This window comes from Microbacterium sp. ZW T2_14, assembly GCF_044987405.1.
Classification (GTDB): domain Bacteria; phylum Actinomycetota; class Actinomycetes; order Actinomycetales; family Microbacteriaceae; genus Microbacterium.
Window position 1 is genome coordinate 76,871 of the sequence record NZ_JBJDRK010000006.1, and the last position, 18,038, is coordinate 94,908.

Annotated in this window: 16 protein-coding genes; 6 read left to right on the forward strand and 10 right to left on the reverse strand. The window is 67.0% G+C overall.

From position 1 onward, the window contains the following. Positions 1–247: 247 nt before the first annotated feature. From ACI3KY_RS03640 to ACI3KY_RS03650, 3 genes are all read left to right on the forward strand, one after another. Entirely contained in the window at positions 248–1,603 is a 1,356-nt protein-coding gene (locus ACI3KY_RS03640; RefSeq protein ID WP_404928844.1) for a hypothetical protein, read from the forward strand. Positions 1,604–1,667: 64 nt separating this feature from the next. Beyond that, on the forward strand, positions 1,668–2,822 hold the full coding sequence (locus ACI3KY_RS03645; protein WP_404928845.1) for a glycosyltransferase: 1,155 nt from the start codon (positions 1,668–1,670) through the stop codon (positions 2,820–2,822). Next, the gene (locus ACI3KY_RS03650; protein WP_404928846.1) at positions 2,822–3,001 is read left to right on the forward strand and encodes a hypothetical protein; all 180 of its coding nucleotides are present in this window, start codon (positions 2,822–2,824) and stop codon (positions 2,999–3,001) included. Before ACI3KY_RS03645 ends, ACI3KY_RS03650 begins: the two co-directional genes overlap by 1 nt. Before the next feature lie 105 nt (positions 3,002–3,106). Here the strand turns inward: ACI3KY_RS03650 and ACI3KY_RS03655 are convergent, their stop codons facing one another. From ACI3KY_RS03655 to ACI3KY_RS03675, 5 genes are all read right to left on the reverse strand, one after another. Further along, on the reverse strand, positions 3,107–3,643 hold the full coding sequence (locus ACI3KY_RS03655) for a hypothetical protein (RefSeq protein ID WP_404928847.1): 537 nt from the start codon (positions 3,641–3,643) through the stop codon (positions 3,107–3,109). Positions 3,644–3,960: 317 nt separating this feature from the next. Continuing rightward, positions 3,961–6,798 carry a cation-translocating P-type ATPase gene (locus ACI3KY_RS03660; RefSeq protein WP_404928848.1) on the reverse strand — a complete coding sequence of 946 codons (2,838 nt, stop codon included), beginning with the start codon at positions 6,796–6,798 and terminating at the stop codon, positions 3,961–3,963. Further along, positions 6,795–7,820, reverse strand: a complete 1,026-nt coding sequence (locus ACI3KY_RS03665) for a CPBP family intramembrane glutamic endopeptidase (RefSeq protein WP_404928849.1) — start codon at positions 7,818–7,820, stop codon at positions 6,795–6,797. The genes ACI3KY_RS03660 and ACI3KY_RS03665 overlap by 4 nt, the downstream gene beginning before the upstream one ends. A 10-nt stretch (positions 7,821–7,830) precedes the next feature. Then, the gene (locus tag ACI3KY_RS03670) at positions 7,831–8,319 is read right to left on the reverse strand and encodes a hypothetical protein (protein WP_404928851.1); all 489 of its coding nucleotides are present in this window, start codon (positions 8,317–8,319) and stop codon (positions 7,831–7,833) included. 5 nt (positions 8,320–8,324) lie between these two features. Then, positions 8,325–8,849, reverse strand: a complete 525-nt coding sequence (locus ACI3KY_RS03675) for a flavodoxin family protein (RefSeq protein ID WP_404928852.1) — start codon at positions 8,847–8,849, stop codon at positions 8,325–8,327. 229 nt (positions 8,850–9,078) lie between these two features. On the opposite strand from ACI3KY_RS03675, the gene ppsA reads away from it, so the two are divergent. Together ppsA and ACI3KY_RS03685 are read left to right on the forward strand one after the other, a co-directional pair. Beyond that, entirely contained in the window at positions 9,079–11,463 is a 2,385-nt protein-coding gene (gene ppsA / locus ACI3KY_RS03680; RefSeq protein ID WP_404928853.1) for a phosphoenolpyruvate synthase, read from the forward strand. Positions 11,464–11,594: 131 nt separating this feature from the next. After that, positions 11,595–12,569, forward strand: a complete 975-nt coding sequence (locus ACI3KY_RS03685) for a universal stress protein (protein WP_404928854.1) — start codon at positions 11,595–11,597, stop codon at positions 12,567–12,569. Positions 12,570–12,628: 59 nt separating this feature from the next. Here ACI3KY_RS03685 and ACI3KY_RS03690 read toward each other — a convergent pair whose 3' ends face one another. The 3 genes from ACI3KY_RS03690 to ACI3KY_RS03700 form a co-directional block, all read right to left on the reverse strand. After that, on the reverse strand, positions 12,629–13,264 hold the full coding sequence (locus ACI3KY_RS03690) for a response regulator (RefSeq protein ID WP_404928855.1): 636 nt from the start codon (positions 13,262–13,264) through the stop codon (positions 12,629–12,631). Beyond that, positions 13,261–14,988 carry a GAF domain-containing protein gene (locus ACI3KY_RS03695; RefSeq protein ID WP_404928856.1) on the reverse strand — a complete coding sequence of 576 codons (1,728 nt, stop codon included), beginning with the start codon at positions 14,986–14,988 and terminating at the stop codon, positions 13,261–13,263. The genes ACI3KY_RS03690 and ACI3KY_RS03695 overlap by 4 nt, the downstream gene beginning before the upstream one ends. Before the next feature lie 105 nt (positions 14,989–15,093). Continuing rightward, on the reverse strand, positions 15,094–15,546 hold the full coding sequence (locus ACI3KY_RS03700; RefSeq protein WP_404928857.1) for a pyridoxamine 5'-phosphate oxidase family protein: 453 nt from the start codon (positions 15,544–15,546) through the stop codon (positions 15,094–15,096). Positions 15,547–15,754: 208 nt separating this feature from the next. Between ACI3KY_RS03700 and adhP the strand changes: the two genes are divergently transcribed. Continuing rightward, positions 15,755–16,825, forward strand: a complete 1,071-nt coding sequence (adhP, locus tag ACI3KY_RS03705; RefSeq protein WP_404928858.1) for an alcohol dehydrogenase AdhP — start codon at positions 15,755–15,757, stop codon at positions 16,823–16,825. Between the two features lie 162 nt (positions 16,826–16,987). On the opposite strand, the gene ACI3KY_RS03710 is transcribed toward adhP, so the two are convergent. Both ACI3KY_RS03710 and ACI3KY_RS03715 read right to left on the reverse strand, forming a co-directional pair. Beyond that, positions 16,988–17,191, reverse strand: a complete 204-nt coding sequence (locus ACI3KY_RS03710; protein WP_404928859.1) for a hypothetical protein — start codon at positions 17,189–17,191, stop codon at positions 16,988–16,990. Positions 17,192–17,578: 387 nt separating this feature from the next. Further along, a complete protein-coding gene (locus tag ACI3KY_RS03715; RefSeq protein WP_404928860.1) occupies positions 17,579–17,983 on the reverse strand; it encodes an NINE protein in 405 nt (134 codons plus the stop codon). Positions 17,984–18,038: the final 55 nt, after the last annotated feature.

Here is an 18,038-nt window from a genome sequence, read left to right on the forward strand (position 1 = left end):
TCGACTGCGCGCCGAGATTCCTTTACAGAGTTTCAACAACGGAGGCGGAATTCCCAGTCGCTCGGCATCACCACGGCCGATCATTGCCCCTGTGACCGCGCTCCTGCCCCCGCGCACTGCCGCCGGCAGCACGCGATTTCCTGCGCGTGATCAGAGGGGACTGCCGCTCGCAATGGGGCTTCTGGGGTTTGCGGTCGTGTGGGTCGGGTCATGGATTCCATCGTTCTGGGGGGATGAAGCCGCGAGTGTGCTGTCCGCCGAACGCCCGCTGTCGTCCCTGATGCGGATGCTCGCGAACGTCGATGCCGTGCACGGCCTCTATTACCTCTTCCTGCACTTCTGGATCCACGTGTTCGGCGCATCCGAGATGTCCGTCCGGCTGCCCAGTGCCATCGCGGTCGGGTTCTGCGTCGCCGGGACGTTCGTCGTCGGTCGGATGCTGGTCGGAAGCCGGTTCGGTGTTCTCGCCGCGGTTTTGTGCACAATGCTGCCTCGGACCGACTACATGGGTGCAGAGGCGCGTTCCTATGCGATCTCGGCCGCGGCCTCGGTGTGGATCACCGCACTATTCTTACTGCTCCTCCGACACCCGTTCGCCCGGCAGCGCTCCACACGACTTGCCTGGCTGGCGTACGCGGTCGGGCTGGCCATCGGTGTCCACCTGTTCCTCTACCTCGGGCTGCTCCTGGTGGTCCACGGTGCGTATTTGCTCGCCATCCGCGGCCGTGGAATGCGGCGGGCCTGGTTCACCGCGGCCGGCTTCGCGGTGATCCTGTCACTCCCGATGGTGGCGCTCGGATATTCGCAGCGGGGTCAGATCAGCTTCCTCATTCACCGTGGCTACGCGACCCCGAGATCGGTTCTCGTCACCCAATGGTTCGGCACTCCTGTCCTCGCCGGCGCAGCGTGGATCGTCATCGTCGGCGCGGTCGCCGCAGCGGTCCTGGAGTGGCGCCGCACGGGGCGTGGAGCGCCCGTCGTGATTCTCGGGGTGCTCTGGGTCGCGTTGCCGACGCTCGTCCTGCTGGCCGTGAATGCCACCACCCCGGCCTACAGCATCCGTTACCTGTCTTTCTGCGTCCCGGGCGTCGCCCTCCTCCTCGCGGCAGGATTCCGGGCGATCGCATTCAGGCCGGCACGAGTCGCCGCCGTGGTCCTGCTGCTCGCGCTCGCCATCCCGACGGACATCGGTCAACGAGGCCCATACGCGAAAGACCACGGCAGTGACCTCGCCCAGACCGCGACCATCATCGGCCAGCAAGCCCGGCCGGGTGACGGAATCGTGTTCGACCGCACAACTGCTCCCCGTCAGCGACCACGCCTGGCTCTTCGCCTCTACCCGGACAGCTTCCGCGGACTCGAGGACATCGCCCTCAAGACGCCCTACCGAGACCGGGCAGAGCTGTGGGACACCACCAACCCTGTCAGCGATGTCACGGCGAAGCTCGCGCCGCTTGAACGCGTGTGGGTGGTCGAGCGCACCGGAAGCGCCGACAACATCGACGAGACCGACGTCCGCGCCCTCGAGAGTGCCGGGTTCACCGTTACGTCCGCCCAACTGGTCCACCGCACCGTCATCTACCTGCTGACGCGTCACCAATGACTCATCCGAACCGGCACCCCGGGACAGACACCACACCCTCCTCATCGAATCGGGAGTAAAGCCCATGGACGTCACCGTGATCGTGCCCACCCTCAACGAGGCCGGCAACGTGCCTGCGCTGGTCGAACGGATCCAGACCTCCCTGGTCGGCTGGACGGCCGAGATCGTCTTCGTCGACGACTCCACGGATGACACACCGTCGGTCATCGAGCAGGTCGCGGCGCGTGTGCCCATCCCGGTGCGATTGATACACAGGTCTCAACCCGTTGGGGGGCTGTCAGGCGCCGTCGTCGCCGGGCTGGTCTCATCTTCCAGCCGGTGGTGCCTGGTGATGGACGGCGATCTCCAGCATCCGCCCGAGGCGATTCCTGCGCTCTTGAAGTCCGGCGACACCCAGCACGCCGACGTCGTGGTGGCATCGCGCCATCTTCATGGAGGCTCATCGGTCGGCCTGAACGGACGCTCCCGCCACGTGATCTCCGCGATCGCCACCATCCTGACCCGGGCGTTGTTCCCGCACCGCCTCCGGGACTGCACCGACCCGATGACCGGGTTCTTCGCGCTGCGACGCTCGGCGATCGACCTCGAAGCGCTCCAGCCCCGCGGTTTCAAGATCCTGCTCGAGATCCTCGCCCGCAACGACCTGAAAGTAGTTGAAGAGCCGTTGGTCTTCGCGGCACGCGATGCCGGCCAGTCGAAAGCCGACAGCAGGCAGGGCTTCAGATTCCTCCTTCAACTGGCAACCCTCCGCTTCGGGCGGATGCCGGCATTCGCGTTTATTGGCGCAATCGGCGCGGTCGCCAACCTCGCCATCATGGCCGGCCTCCAAGCCCTCGGCGTATGGTTCCTGACGGCGGCGATCATTGCCGCCGCCGCCACCATCGTCGGCAACTTCGCGCTCCAAGAACGGTTCGTCTTTCACACCCGCCGCGACCAGGGCCGCCCCGTCGGAGTCCGGTTCGCACAGTCAGTCGCCTTCAACGGCGCCGAATCGCTCTTTCGCGGGGCGCTGCTCTGGTGGCTCGTCGCGGCGGCCGCAATGCCCAGCGTTCCCGTTCAGGCAGTCCTCCTGGGAGCCGGCTTCTTCCTTCGATTCCTCTACCACTCCACAGTGGTCTATCGTCCGACGCGAGAAACCGACCCGTACATCGCTCGTCGCAACATTCCGGCGCTGATGCCAGCCCCGTCCGATGGGCCGCGGGACTCGACTGACCCGTGATGACCATCGAGCCGCGCAACGCCCTGTTGGATCGGACGTTCTTCATCGTCCAGGTCCTCAAAGAGCTGGACGGCATCCTCGAACTCATCGGCGGTACCCCTGCTGGTCGTGACGCCGAGCAGGTCGACCCGCTGGCGAGATTGATCACCCAGCGCGAGCTCTCGAAAAATCCTCATTGACCTGATCGCGAACAGCCTGCTGCATCTCACACACCACCGACCCGGCGACTCCGCAGCCACTCGGGGGGAGGAGGAGGGGAGGAGGGCGTCGGTCGCCAATGACATTCAGCTGCGCCGCGGGTCGGCGCGCAGCAGCACGAGGAAGATCAGCCCGGTGATGGTGGCCATCATTGCCGCCATCGCGACTCCTGCCGCCACTCCTACCAATACCGCCCACGCGACCGCCTGCCCGTCGTGCCACAAGGGTGTCGCGATCGCGAAGAACAGCGCCAGTGCCACCAGCCATGAGACTCCCGTCCCGGGGATCCACCAGGCGGCACGATGAACGTAACGACGCAGCTCCCACCACTGCGCAGTACCGATGGACAGCAGCAGCACGACCCCAACCCCGGCGAACAGTGCCGCCTGGGCTGACCAGGTCCAACTCGTCCAGATGTCTGCCGTGCTGGAGGGGATCATGCCAGCGAAGTACGCGACAACGGCGCCGGCCGCCGTGAGGGCGACCCAGGCTGCGCGGCGCAATCCGTGGAGCCGTTGCCGCAGGACGATTGCCTGCGACCAGCCGAGCATCGCACCCTCGATGGCCCCGGCGATCAAAAGGAGAGGGACGAAGACAGCTGATTGTGAGAACAGCACACCCACGGTCGCGGGAGCAACGAATCCGAGCGCTTCGCCGGCTGCGACAACGCAGATCCAGGTCGTCAGCCATCGACGCTCTCGCGCGTGCAGACGATCAACGGCAGCCGTCTCAGGCGTAGTGCGTAGGTCGTGTCGGAGTTGAGCGCCATCCTCGACGGGGCTAGCTGACATGCACGCCACGTTAGGACCGCTCTGCGTGCGATTCCGGGTCCTTGGTCCTTCGGGATCGGCGGCTCGACGCGCTGATCTCCGTCCTCGTTCACTCCGCTAATGCGACAACCGCAGCTCCCTGCCGAAGGCGATTCTGGCGAGGACGTGTGTTATCGGCCTCTACGGTGTGCACGGGGACCGCGTCTGCCCAGTGCTAGTCCGGCTTCACGGATCGCGACGAAGACGGCAGCGGCGATCAGCACGAAGCCCCAGTCGGTCGCGTCGAGCGGGCCGGTGCGGAAGGCCGTCTGCAGCCAGGGAACGTAGACGATCGCGAGCATGATGCCGATGCCCGCGACGCAGGCGAGCCAGTAGGTGGGATTCGAGAAGATGTAGCGCGTGAACAGTCCGCGCTCGCTGCGCCGCTGCGTGATGTTGAAGAATTGGCACACGAGCACCGTCACGTAGGTCATGGTGGTCGCCTGTGCAACAAGTGAGGCATCGACGGGCGCGGCGAAAGGGGCCGATCCTGCTCGTTCGAAGAACAGCAGATAGTTGCCGATCGCCAGTGCGCCGATGATCGACCCCGCGTACATCAGGTTGCCGATGCTGCGCAGCCCCACGATGTGCGACTTCGGGTCTCGGGGTGCGTGGTTCATCACCGAGCCCTCCTCGGGATCGCGCCCCAGCGCGGCGATGGGCAGCAGCTCGCCCAGCAGGTCGATGGCGAGGATCTGCATCACGTTGATCGCGAGCGGCAGACCGGCGACCGTGGCGAGGACGAGGCTCACGATGTTGACGACGAGCTCGGCAGCGTTCGACGTGAGGCAGCTGATCACGCCCTTGCTGATGTTCGCGTAGATCACGCGCCCCTGCTCGACGGCGCCGACCAGCGTCGAGAAGCTGTCATCGAGCAGCACGATCTCGGCTGCCTCTTTTGCGACGTCGGTGCCGGATGCGCCCATGGCGACCCCGATGCTGGCGTGCCGCAGCGCGGGGGCGTCGTTGATACCGTCGCCTGTCACCGCCACGATGCGGCCGGACTTCTTGACCAGGTCGACGATTCGTGTCTTGTCCGTGGGATCTACGCGACTGAAGACTGTGCCGCCGGCGAGCGCCCGGGAGAGCACCTCCTCGTCGCGCATGACGCGAAGTTCGTCTTCGGTGACGACCGTCAACGCGTGGTCGTGATCGAGTCCCGCCTGGCGAGCGATCGCCTCGGCCGTGCGGGAGAAGTCACCGGTGATGATGTTCACCTTGACGCGGGCGTCGATCGCGCGCCGCATCGCATCCGGCACCTCGTCGCGAATGGGATCGACCATCGAAACGAGCCCCAGGAGCACCAGACCTGTCTCGACGGCCCGCGGGTCGACCGCGGCGACGTCGGCGGGCGTCGCCGCGCGCGAGGCGTACGCGAGGTTGCGCAGACCGCGGTCGGATCGTGCGATGTGCAGAGCGAGGAAGGCCTCTCTATCGGCATTTGTGAGAGGACGGATGCCGTCTCCGTCGTCGATGTGGCTGGCTCGAGCGACAACAGACTCCGGCGCCCCCTTCACCCAGGCGGTGAGAGTGCCGTCCGGGGATTCCCGGATGGCGGTCATCAGCTTGCGCGCCGAGTCGAAGGGAAACTCGCGCACCTTGCGCTGTTCGCGCCGCTCGCGGGGAAGGTCGATCCCCGCCTTCGCGGCAACGGTCAGGAGGGCCGCTTCCGTGGGGTCGCCGAGGATGTGCCAGGCCGGGTGCTTCTCGTCGGGCGGAAGCAGTCGGGCGTTGCTGGCGAGCACGCCCACGCGGAGGAAGCCGACGAGGCGCGCCCGATCGTGTGGTGTCTCCGCAGCAGGATCCGCTGCCCACTCGACCTCGCCGGTCGGCTCGTAGCCCGTGCCGTGCACGACGTAGTCGTGGTCGCCCACCACGACTTCGGTGACGGTCATCTCGTTCTTGGTGAGGGTTCCGGTCTTGTCGGTGCAGATCACCTCTGTGGAGCCGAGCGTCTCGACGGCGCTCAGTCGCTTCACGAGCGCGTTGCGACGAGCGAGGGTGGACGCGGCCTGCGCCAGTGCGGTGTTGACCTCGGCGGGGAGGCCTTGGGGGATCACGGCGCTGGCGAAGCCCACGGTGAAGAGCACCGCCTCGTGCAGCGGCAGATCGGCCCAGACCGCGACGACCAGAAGGACCAGCGCAAGGCTGAACGTGGCGTACGTGATCACTTTGCCGATGTGGCCCATCTCCCGCTGAAGTGGGCTGATGGTCTGCGGCGCCGCGTCGGCGAGCTGCGCGATGCGTCCGAGCTCCGAGTGGGTGCCGGTGGCGACCACCACGCCCATCGCCTCACCGGTCGCCACGGTGGTGCCGGCGTGCGCGACGTTGTGTCTCTCGGCGACGATGACCTCGGTCGCGATGCGGTGCGTGTACTTGCGGGTCGGATCGCTCTCGCCCGTCAGGGCGAATTCGTTGGTGGAGAACGCGCTCGCCTCGATCAGTCGTATGTCCGCCGGCACAGAAGCCCCCTCCGTCAGCCGCACGACATCTCCGACGACCAGCTCTGTCGAGTCGACCTCGGTGAGGGTGCCGTCTCGCAGCACCTGGCTCTGCGACAGCGAAAGATGCTGCAGAGCCTCCATCGTCTTGCCCGATCGATACTCCTGGAAGAACCCGATCGACGTGTTGAGCAGGACCAGCAGCAGCAGCACCCCGGAAGTCAGCGCATCACCGAGGTAGGCGGTGATGGCGGCGCAGACGAGCAGCAGCACGATCATCCAGTCCTTGAACTGGCGGAGGAACCGCAGCACCAGCGGCTCGGTATGCACGCGGACGATGACGTTGTCGCCGTGCTCCACGCGGTGCTCGATGACCTCCGCCGATGTGAGCCCTTCGCGACGCGTGCCGTATCGCGCGAGCACCTCCTCTTCATCGAGGAGATACGCAGCCGTCGACGGTGGCCGCGTCGGAGCCTCCGCCGCAGGCCGTCGCCCTTCGTGAGGCACGTGATGCTCGTGCCAGGTCATACCGGAATCCAGGTGCTGCGTCGATGCGACGCCGGCGTGGGCCGGAGGTACATCCGGTCGGCGACCACCACGCCCGCGGCGAAGGCGAGCAGCACGATCGTGAGGCCGATGTTCACCGGCAGCCAGTATCCCGAGGTGTTGTTCACCGAGGTGTGCAGCAGGATCACGACGAGCAGGCCGCCGCGCGACCGGTTGTACAGCCAGGTGAAGATCACAGCGAGCAGGCAGCTGCTCGCGATGCGGACGGCGAAGCCCCCCAGACCCGTGCCCATGTCACCGTCGTACACGCCTCGCAGGTGAAGCGGTAGGTGCCAGAGCCCCCAGACGAGTCCCACGATCAGGCTGGAGAGGAGCGGACTCAGCCGTGACTGCAGTGTCGGAAGAAGCCATCCGCGCCATCCGATCTCCTCGCCGAGTGGCCCGCCGAAGAGAAGAGTGACCCCGAAGACGATCAGGATGCCGGTCCAGGATGCCTCTGCGAGCACCCGCGGCTGCGAGCCGACCTCCCCGCCGAACAGCGCGACCAGGCCGCTATCCAGAAGGCTCGCTGCAGGGAACAGCAGGAGCGCGACGAGGTATGTCCACCACGGCGAACGCGGTGACAGGATGCTGGCGAGCAGCGTCGCGAAACGAGGGTCACGGCTTCCCGAGATCCAGACCAGGGTTGCGGGGATCGCGATCAGCAGGACCAGGAGCGCCGCCGCCAACGGGGAGGAGACATCCGCCCATCGCGGAGCGAGGAGCAAGCCGGTGACGGCGAGGGTTGCGAGCGCTGCGAGGATGACCCGCAATCGCGGGGGCTGATCGTGCGCGCCACTGGTGGGGGCCGGGCGGTCGGCCACGAGCAACGCCGCCACCGCCGGACCGAAGGTTGCGAGCTGGTCCAGCGTGAGCGCGATCCCCTGGTCCTGCGCGACGAGCGGATGCAGGAACCACAGGCTCCACGAGATCGCGAAAGCGATGGTCACGAACACGACCGCTCGCGCGGCCGGAGCCCGTTCGCCCAGGGTGTGCGCGCTCATCTGGCTTCGGTCACCGGGTGAGACGCGCCAGGGGACGGAGGATGCCGAGCGCAAGCAGGACAAGACAGGTTTCCGCGATGGCGACGAGGAAATAGATCGCCTGCAGGAAGCTGAACGGGATGAACACCATCTGCACGAAGACCCAGATCAACAGCCCGACAGCAGCCACCGCAGCAGCCGGCAACGTCAGATCGTGTCGAGTCACGCCGAGGATGAACGCAACCGCCTGAGTGCCTCCGACGACAAGTGCCAGCAGGAGGCCGGGCACCAGATACGACGAGAACGGACTCCCTGCGAGGTGCTCCGCCGGAGGGCTGAGCACTGTCGAAAGCTCCGGTGCGAGCGAGCCGAGGACGAGCGCGGCACCCCCCAGGGCAGCCGTGAATGCGACGAGCCCCTGGAGCGCGAGAAGGCTGATTCTCGTCGCCCGAGGCAAGGTCGTCCCTGGCAGGGTCGGAAGCGGGCCGACGGTGGATTGCGTGTTCATGATGCCCGCCACCGCCGCTATGCGCTCGGGACGGCGACCAGACCGCCCGCCCACTCGCGCGCTCGACTCTCCTCACCGTCGAGGAGCCGATTGTCCATACCGACAAGGAAGTCGGCATGGGCGTCGACGTCAGCCAGACGGCGGCGGAGCGCTTTCGCGATTGCCGCGGTCGCATCGCCCGAGAAGATCCGCGGGATATCGGCTCGCGTCGAGAACACGGCGAACCGGGGGCTGCCGACGAGCATGATCGCATCGAGCCACTCCCGGACTCCCGTGGCACGGGCGGTCTCTTCGAGGCTCAGCTTCTTCGTCGGATCGACCGCCCACTCCGCGGCCTCGGCACGCGTCTTGGGCCGGGGGAGGCTGTGCGCGTGCGTGGGTGCCCCAACGAGGACCAGGGTGTAGTCGCTCAGGTCGGCCGGTGCCTCGCAGGCGGGTGAGACGGTGACGTCCGCCCCCGACGTCTCCAGCGCCTCTGCCATCGCCTCCGCGAGCCTGCGCGTATTCCCGAACATCGACTCGTACACAATCAGTGCGTTCACCGTCCGCTCCCTTCCTCGTTGATGCACTCAGACTCTGCGATCGACTCGGAGACCACTGGGCCGAACGTCCCGCGGTCCGCGGCGGGACCTTCGACCCTGCCCTCCCGTGCGCGCGTGAAGAGCATGGCCTCAGCAGCACGCACGCTGTGATCGCGCTGCGGTCGGGTCCGCCTTCAGGCCAGTCCGTCCCGCACGCGCGTCATGGCTCTAGTCATAGGAGACGCACGACATGTCCAATCTGCTCTGGTTCCGCGACATCACGATGGCCGATCTGCCCCGCGTCGGCGGCAAGAACGCATCGCTGGGCGAGATGGTCTCGCGTATCCACAGCGCGGGCGTCCGAGTTCCCGGAGGCTTCGCGACCACCGCCGACGCGTACCGCGCCTTCCTCACGCACGGCCACCTTTCGGAACGCATCCGTACCGAGCTGGCCGACCTCGATGTCAGCGATGTCCGCGATCTCGCGTCGGTGGCGGCGCGGATCCGCACCTGGATCGAGGGTCAGCCGTTTCCCGCCAGTCTGAACGACGACATCCGCGCGGCGTACGCGATGCTCGTCGCCAAGCAGGAGCACCCCGACCAGGTCACCTGGGCCGTGCGATCCTCTGCGACGGCGGAAGACCTGCCCGACGCCTCGTTCGCCGGACAGCAGGAGACGTTCCTCAACATCGACGGCATCGAGAACGTGCTCGAGGCCATCCGCGGCGTCTTTGCCTCGCTGTACACCGACCGTGCGCTGGTCTACCGCGCGCAGCGCGGGTTCGACGAGGACGACATCGCGATCTCGGCCGGCGTGCAGCTCATGGTGCGGTCCGATGTCGGTGCTTCCGGCGTGATGTTCACAATCGACACCGAGTCAGGCTTTGACGACGTCGTCTTCATCACCGGCGCTTACGGTCTGGGCGAGACGGTGGTGCAGGGCGCCGTGAATCCCGACGAGTTCTACGTGTACAAGCCGGCCCTCCGCGCGGCGCGCCCGTCGATCCTCCGCCGCGAGCTGGGGACCAAGGCGGTCGCGCTCCGATATGCGACCGGCACGCGAGTCGGCGACAGCACGGTCCTCACCGATGTCGCCGCCGGCGACCGTGCGCGATTCAGCCTCACAGACGAGCAGGTCGAGGAGCTGGCGCGCGGCGCCCTCGCGATCGAGTCCCACTACGGCCACCCGATGGACATCGAATGGGCGCTCGACGGTGTCGACGGCTCGCTGTACATCGTGCAGGCCCGACCCGAGACCGTCGTCACCCGGAGGGACAGCAGCGTCTTGCGCCGCTACGTGCTGCGAGCGCGGAGCGATGTGCTCGCGTCCGGTCGAGCCGTCGGTGAGAAGATCGGCCACGGTCCGGTGCGGGTGATGCACGACCTGAGCCTGATGCATCTCTTCCAAGCCGGCGATGTGCTGGTGGCCGACCGCACCGACCCCGACTGGGAGCCCATCATGAGGATGGCCTCCGCGATCGTCACCGACAGCGGCGGACGGACCTGCCACGCCGCCATCGTCGCGCGCGAGCTGGGGATCCCCGCCGTCGTGGGAACCGGGACGGGCACCGCGACGCTGACGGACGGGACGGGCGTGACGGTGGCCTGCTCGGAAGGCGATGACGGGCTCGTCTACCGAGGCATCCTCGATTACGCCATCGAAGAGACACCGCTGGATAGCATCCCCGAGATCGCCGTCGACCTCATGCTCAACGTCGGCGTGCCCGACCAGGCGTTCACTCTCGCTCAGCTGCCCAACCGCGGTGTCGGCCTTGCGCGCCTGGAATTCATCATCAACCGCGCCATCGGCATCCACCCGCGCGCGCTCGCCGAGTTCGACGCGCTGGCGGAACCGCTCAAAAGTGAGGTGGCCCAGAGGACGTCCGCCTATCCGTCACCCCGGGAGTTCTTCGTCCAGAGGGTGGCGGAGGGGGTCTCGACGATCGCCGCCGCGTTCGCGCCCAAGCCCGTCATCGTCCGAATGAGCGACTTCAAGACGAACGAATACGCAGGTCTCCTCGGCGGTGACCTCTTCGAACCCCACGAAGAGAATCCGATGCTCGGATGGCGCGGGGCATCCCGCTACACCACACCGAGCTTCCGGGCCTGTTTCGATATGGAGTGCGAGGCCATGCGTCACGTCCGCGATCGGATGGGTCTCACGAATCTCAAGATCATGATCCCGTTCGTCCGCACCGTCGAGGAGGCTGTGGCGACCATCGCCCTCCTCGCGGAGAACGGCCTTCGCCGTGGCGAGAACGGTCTCGAGCTCGTGATGATGTGCGAGATCCCCTCCAACGCGTTGCTGGCGGATGCCTTCCTGGATCATTTTGACGGGTTCTCCATCGGCTCGAACGACCTGACGCAGCTGACCCTCGGGGTCGACCGCGACTCCGCCCTCGTCGCCGCGTCCTTCGACGAGCGCGACCCGGCCGTGCTCGATCTGCTGGAACGCGCCATCGAAGCGTGCATCCGGCGCGGCAAGTACATCGGCATCTGCGGCCAAGGACCCTCGGACCACCCCGACCTGGCGGAGTGGCTGCTGGCCCGCGGCATCGATTCGATGTCGCTCAACGCCGACGCCATCGTCGAGACGTGGCTCCGGCTGGCCGAACTGTCCGCGGTCAAGGTCTGACGCCCGACCGATCACGACGACGACAATGACCACGACCACGTCGTGGCCGGGGTCGCGTTCTTGGCGACCAAGGTCGTCCGCAGGCGGCAGCGTCAGCTCGACGTCCAGGTGGTCCTGCGCGACGGTGCCGCGTGCGCGAGGCGGGACCTACGTCCCGGCCGCGCGAGCGCGGCCCGATTAGGTTCAAGAGCGGAGCCACACTGGCGCTGCAGAAAGGGGAGATTTCCATGGAACGCATCGTCCTCGGCTACGACGGCAGTCCCGCGGCCATTTCGGCGCTCAGTTGGACAGCGGAGCGTTCCACCCGGGGCATGACGAAGGTCGATGTCGTTCTGGTGGCATCGCCTTCCGCGCAGGATCGCACCCCGGGCGTCGAGCGCCTCGCGGAGGCGGAAGCCGCTTTGCGGGACCGCGTCCCCGGCCTGGAGGTCGAACTGCATCGGCTCGACGGAGCGGTGACCACCTCGCTCGCGGAGGCGGCGGAAGGTGCAGACCTCGTCGTGATCGGCATCCACACCGGGCACCCGATACGAGCCGCGGCGAACGGATGGACCCCCCTGCGTCTGAGCCTACGAGTCCAGACGCCGGTGTGCATCGTCCCCGCCGGGTGGACCGAGGGTGGCGATCCCGTGACGGTGGGCATCGCGGACGATGATTCCTCGAACGCCGCGCTGGCCTTCGGCATCGCCGAAGCGGGCACGACCGGGACAGGGCTGCGCCTCGTGCACGCGTGGCTCATGCCCAGCCCGACGTTCGACTACGGCACCGCGCTGGCCGTGGATCCCGAGCTGGTCATCGGTGAACACCGTCGGACACTCGACGACGCTGCCCGACATGTAGCGCGCCAGCACCCCACGCTCCCTGTCGCAAAGGAGCTGATTCGCGACAGTCGATCTGCGGCCCTGCTCAGATTCGCCTCGAGATCATCTCTCCTGCTCATCGGAACGCATCGCAGGGGAATGCTGGCCGGAACGCTGCTCGGGTCGGTCGCGCAGGAGGTGCTGTGGAGAGCGGACTGCCCGGTGTGCGTCGTGCCGGCACTGCATCCGGAGAGCGTCGAGCCCGATCGGACGCCGTCTGCTGCCTCGGCGGACCACTCCGGCTGAGAGTGGCGTTGGGCGTCTACGGCGATGGAGACGTCCCAGACGCAGGGCGCGAAGCGGCGCTATCTCGCGTCCGGATGCTCGAGCTGGAAGATCGCTGCCTGCGTCCGGCGCTCGAGACCCAGCTTGCTCAGCATCGAGGAGACGTAGTTCTTCACCGTCTTTTCGGCGATGCCGAGCCGTTCGCCGATCTGCCGGTTCGTCAGACCGTCGGCGATCAGCTTGAGCGTCTGCCGCTCCCGCAACCCCAGTGAGCCCAGACGCGGATCCTCGTCTGCGCGATCCCGCATGCCCGCCTTCGCACGTGTCACAGCGTCCGCATCGAGAAGGACTCGGCCGGCGGCGACGGCTCGGATGGCGTCCACCAGGCCGGATCCGCCGATGTTCTTCAGCACGTAGCCGGCCGCACCCGCCAGCACCGCAGCCGAGACCGCCGTGTCATCGTCGTAGGCGGTCAGGATCAAGCATGCGACGGACGGCAGCCGCGAGCGCACGTCCCGGCACACGTCGATGCCGCTGCCGTCGGGCAACCGCACATCGAGCACAGCCACGTCTGGCTGGGTCGCCTCGATCCTGCCCAGCGACTGACGTGCGGTGGCCGCCTCGCCGACGACCTCCATGTCCGTCTGTGCACCGATGATCCCCGCGATGCCGCGGCGGACGATCTCGTGGTCGTCGACGAGGAAGACTGCGATCATCCGTTCTCCTTCTCGGTGGCACCGGATCTTGACTTGGTTGGGGCGATCCAGCGAACCGTCGTACCGGCGGGGGAGGACTCGACGACGAACGAGCCCCGTCGCTGCTCAGCGCGGTGGCGCAGGTTCTCCAGTCCGCTGAGTGCGGCACGCTCGGGAATACCGCCTCCGTCGTCTTCGACGACGAGGGCGACTCTGTCGTCGGACGCGGTGAGTTCGAGCGAGACGTGGTCCGCCTGAGCATGGCGGATGGCGTTGGAGAGGAGCTCCCGGGCGGCGGCGACGACGTCGGTTGCGAGCTCGTCGCGGACCAAGAGATCGACCGGACCGTTGAAGCGGATCGCCGGCGGCCGGCGAGCCCCGATCGAGACCTCGCCGACCACGTCGAGAACGCGATGGCGCACGGACGTGTCGTCACGGTGCGAGAGCGCGAAGATGACGGTTCTGATCTGCGCGATCGCGTCGTCGAGCTGGTCGATCGTCTGGCTGATGCCGTCGGCCGCAGGCCCCGGACCGATGCTGCCGGCGAGCGCTTGCAGCCCGAGTCCCGCACCGAACAGCTGCTGGATGACGTGATCGTGCAGGTCGCGCGCGATCCGGCGTCGATCATCGGCCAGGAGTGCGCGCTGGGCTTCCTCTCCGGCACGCGCGAGCTCGAGCGCGATGCTCGCACGTGAGCTGAGATCGATCGCCCCCTCGATCTCAGCGGGCGTGAACCGGCCCGCATCGGGGCCTCGAGCGATACACAGCACGCCCCAGAACAGCGGCCCGTTGTGCAACGGAATCGCCATCACCGGACCACTCATACCGTCCCGGATGATGAGGAGGGGGTCGTGGGCATCGATCGGCCGTCGCGGCTGCGAGTGCGGTCGAGAGTCGTCGATCACCCGGCCGGCGAATACCGCGCTGGGATCCATCTCAGTGGCACGCACGGCTGATTCACCTTCGCCGTTGGCCGCGGCCACACGGAACCGCTCTTCGTCCTGGCTCGGCACGAGGATGGTGACCTGGCCGGCCTCGGAGACCTCGCGCACCCTTGTAACCAGGAGATCCAAAGCGGTGGTGGTCGAGGTCGAGAGAATGGCGGCCGAGAGTTCGGCCGCCGCCGTCATCCATCGCGCACGGACTTTCGCTTCCGCGAGGAGCCGCGCGTTTCCGATCGCGAATCCCGCCGTCGCTGCGAGTGCCTCCAGCAGTTGTTCGTCCTCGCCACTGAATCCCCCGTCCTGATGATTCGTCAGGTAGAGATTCCCGAAGACTTCATCACCGATGCGCACTGGCACACCGAGGAACGAGTGCATCGGGGGATGATGGGGCGGGAACCCGGCCGCCCGAGTGTCTCCCTCCATGTCGTTCAGGCGAATCGGATGCGGGTCTGAGATGAGCGCACCGAGAAGGCCGCGCCCCTCGGGCAGGTGCCCGATCGCAGCGGCCTCCTGTTCCGGAAGGCCGACGTAGATGAACTGCTCCAGCGCGTCCCGCTCGGGATTGATCACGCCCATCGCGCCGAACTGTGCATCGACGAGCTCGACCGCAGCCTCCACGATGCTGCGAAGCACGTGCGCCAGGTCGCTCTGCTCCACCACGGCTTGATTGGCGCGCAGCAGCGCCCGCAGGCGGCCCTGCGTCTGCATGACCCTCGCGCTCTGCGCGACCAAGGCACTGATCGCGTCTTCCAGGTCAGCGCGGGGTCCGTCGGGAAATGACAGCGAGCCGGTGTCGGCCACTGTGGTCCTCCATCCACTGCCGTTACGGCAAACGTAGGACCAGACCCGCGCGATCGCCAGTGCCCGTGCCTCGGCACGGCTCGATGCGGTTTCGGATCGTCGCTCTCAGGTCCAGGCGTCCGACGCCGACGCCGAGTAGCGGTCAGGCTCCGGGCCACGCTCGAAGCGCCGACCGGTGATCGAGGTCGGGACTATTCGTACCCAGCGGTACTTGAGCGTCGGAATCCACGAGATCAGTGGTAGGGCGTCCGCAATATCGATCTCGCTCTGCAACTCGAGTCGGTGCGCGACTCCCTTCAGCACGACGCTCGCGCCGAACGTCTCGTCATGCTCGTCGGCTTCGAACGCCACGCGAGGGTGCACCGAGAGCTCAGCCAGCTTCGATCCGGGCGCGGTGCGAAACAGGACCCGTGGGCCGTCGACCACGTAATTGACCGGGAAGATGTCTGGTTCCCCTCCCACCGTCAACGCCAGTCGGCCGAGGTTGCACCGCGCAAGCAGGTTCCAGCACTCGTCCTCTGACAACGACGAAACGACTGCGTCGGCAGTACCGTCCATCACGCCACCTCCATCACCCGGGGCCGCATCGCGGCCCATGCTCGAGCCAATCCTGTGGGCCACGCATCGAGCGGGTCGAAGGTCCCACGGTGCGGGTCGGAATGCGTGGCGACCGTTACCCGCGGGGGTGATCCGTGGGACCTACGTCCCGCGCCCGGACCAGCGCGCCCGAGACACTGACGAGTACCGATACGTCGAAGGGACAATCATGAAGGCTGCAGTCGTCCGAGAGTTCGGAGAGCCGCTGCTCGTGGAAGAGCTGCCCATCCCGCAGCCCGGCCCGGGTCAGGTACTGGTCCGGCTGGAAGCATGCGGGCTGTGCCACACGGACATCCACGCGATGCATGGAGATTGGCCGGTGAAGCCGGCTCTGCCGTTCGTTCCCGGGCATGAGGGCGTCGGGGTCGTGGAGCAACTCGGCGACGGTGTGAGCAACCGCACCGTTGGGCAACGAGTGGCGATGCCGTGGCTCGGTCACGCGTGCGGCGATTGTCGCTACTGCATCGACGGGCGCGAAAACCTCTGCGAGAAGCAGTACAACAATGGCTACGCGGTCGACGGCGGATATGCGGAGTACATGCTCGCCGACGCGCGCTTCGCCGTTCCCGTGCCCGACGGCGTCACGCCGCTCGACGCTGGTCCGCTGACCTGCGCCGGGGTCACGACCTACGCGGCGATCAAGAACGCCCGCATCACGCCGGGGGAGACCGTCGCGGTCTTCGGCATCGGCGGTCTCGGACACCTCGCTGTTCAGTACGCACGTCTCGTCGGCGCCATCGTCATCGCCGTGGACGTCACCGAAGAGAAGCTCGCGCTCGCGACCGAGCTGGGCGCCGACCACGTGGTGAATGCGCGCACCACCGATCCGGTCCAAGCGATCCGAGATCTCGGCGGAGCAGACGCCGCCGTGATCCTCGCTGTGGCGCCGACCGTGTTCCGCCAGGCGTTCGACGCGCTCAACCGTGGTGGCCGTCTCGTGCTGGTATCGCTGCCCGCAGACGGGACGTTGACGATCCCGATCTTCGACACGGTGCTCAAGGGCATCAGCGTCATCGGTTCCATCGTCGGAACACGACAGGACCTCATCGAGGTCTTCGACCTCCACGCGGCCGGACGTACGCGCGTGGTCACGCAGACGCGGAACCTCGATGAGGTGAATGCGTCGATCGATGAGGTGCTCGCGGGGACGGTCCCCGCGAGACTGGTGTTCACGTACCAAACACCTGACGTCGTCGTCGCCGCAGCAGCGTCCGAATCGCTGTCAGGGCATGGATCCTGACCCGCACCTTGACCGTGGCGGAGGCCCGCCCTGCCGAGTACCTGACCGCGGCAGAGGCGGGCCTTGCCGCGCAATGGGCGTCTTCTAGCACGGGTGCAGAGCGACGGGGAACTACGTCCGTACTCGAGCAACGCCCGCCGTCAGGACGGCCTTCAATGCGGCTCAGGCGCCGAGCGCATCGAGCGCGTGATACGTCGCGTACGCGGGCCACACCATCGCCTGCAGTATGCCGAGCACCACGCCCCAGAACGAACCGTCGGAACGCGAGATGAAGTAGACCGCCGCACCGATGAAGGCAAGCAGGAAGAACACCCCCCACTGCCCCGCCTGTTGCGCGACCTGAGTACTGCGGCGACTCTCGGTCATTGTGGCCTCCTCTGGATGGGATCAGGATCTGGCTGGTTTCATCGCGGCCAGCGGACGAACGTCATGTTGCCGTGCATCGGCGACCTAGCCGAAAGCGCAACCTATGATGGCCGCGGCCGGCGTGGCTCCTTAAGCCTGCGGTGCGACGGTTGCAGCAGGAGGCGGTTCCGCATCGGACACCCGCCAGGGCCGTTGACGGTGGAGCTCCAGCAGCTGCGCACCCAAGCCGAAGAACACCATCGCGAGCCCGACGACGATGTTCAGCCTAAGGGATCTGCAGTGCGACGATGAGGATCACGCCACCGACGAGGGACATCACCACCGGATGCTGACTGTCGCGGAAGACGAGGCGCCCGAGATTCTAAGCGGGCGCGGCTGTCTCGGCTGCTAGCCCCGCCACCAGGGCATCATCGGCCAGACTTGGTCAGGCACGTACATGAACACGCGAGAGATCGCGGCAGTGAGAATCCAGAGGCCGAACCCGGCCGCTGTGATGATCCACGCGATCATCTTGTGCTGTTCGAAGTCTGGCAGCAGACGCCCCTCCTTGTCGTGCTGTACGCCGGCCAGCGTGAGGATGAGATCGATGAGCCACCAGATGCCGAGGCCCCCGAGCGTCAGGAGCTTCAGGACTCCAGTGCCCACCTTGCCGAGATAGAACCGATCGACGCCGAGAAAGCCCAGCAGCCACGAGAACATCCATGTCGCGACGAACGACCGGTCAGATGTCGTGGCGGCCGGGGGAGCCGGCGCTCCTCCCGCAGTCGTGGCCGCGGATGAGTTGATGGACATGCTGCCTCCTTGTTCCCCTCACTCTCCCGCGGTCGCGCCGAACGTGGTCGGGTCG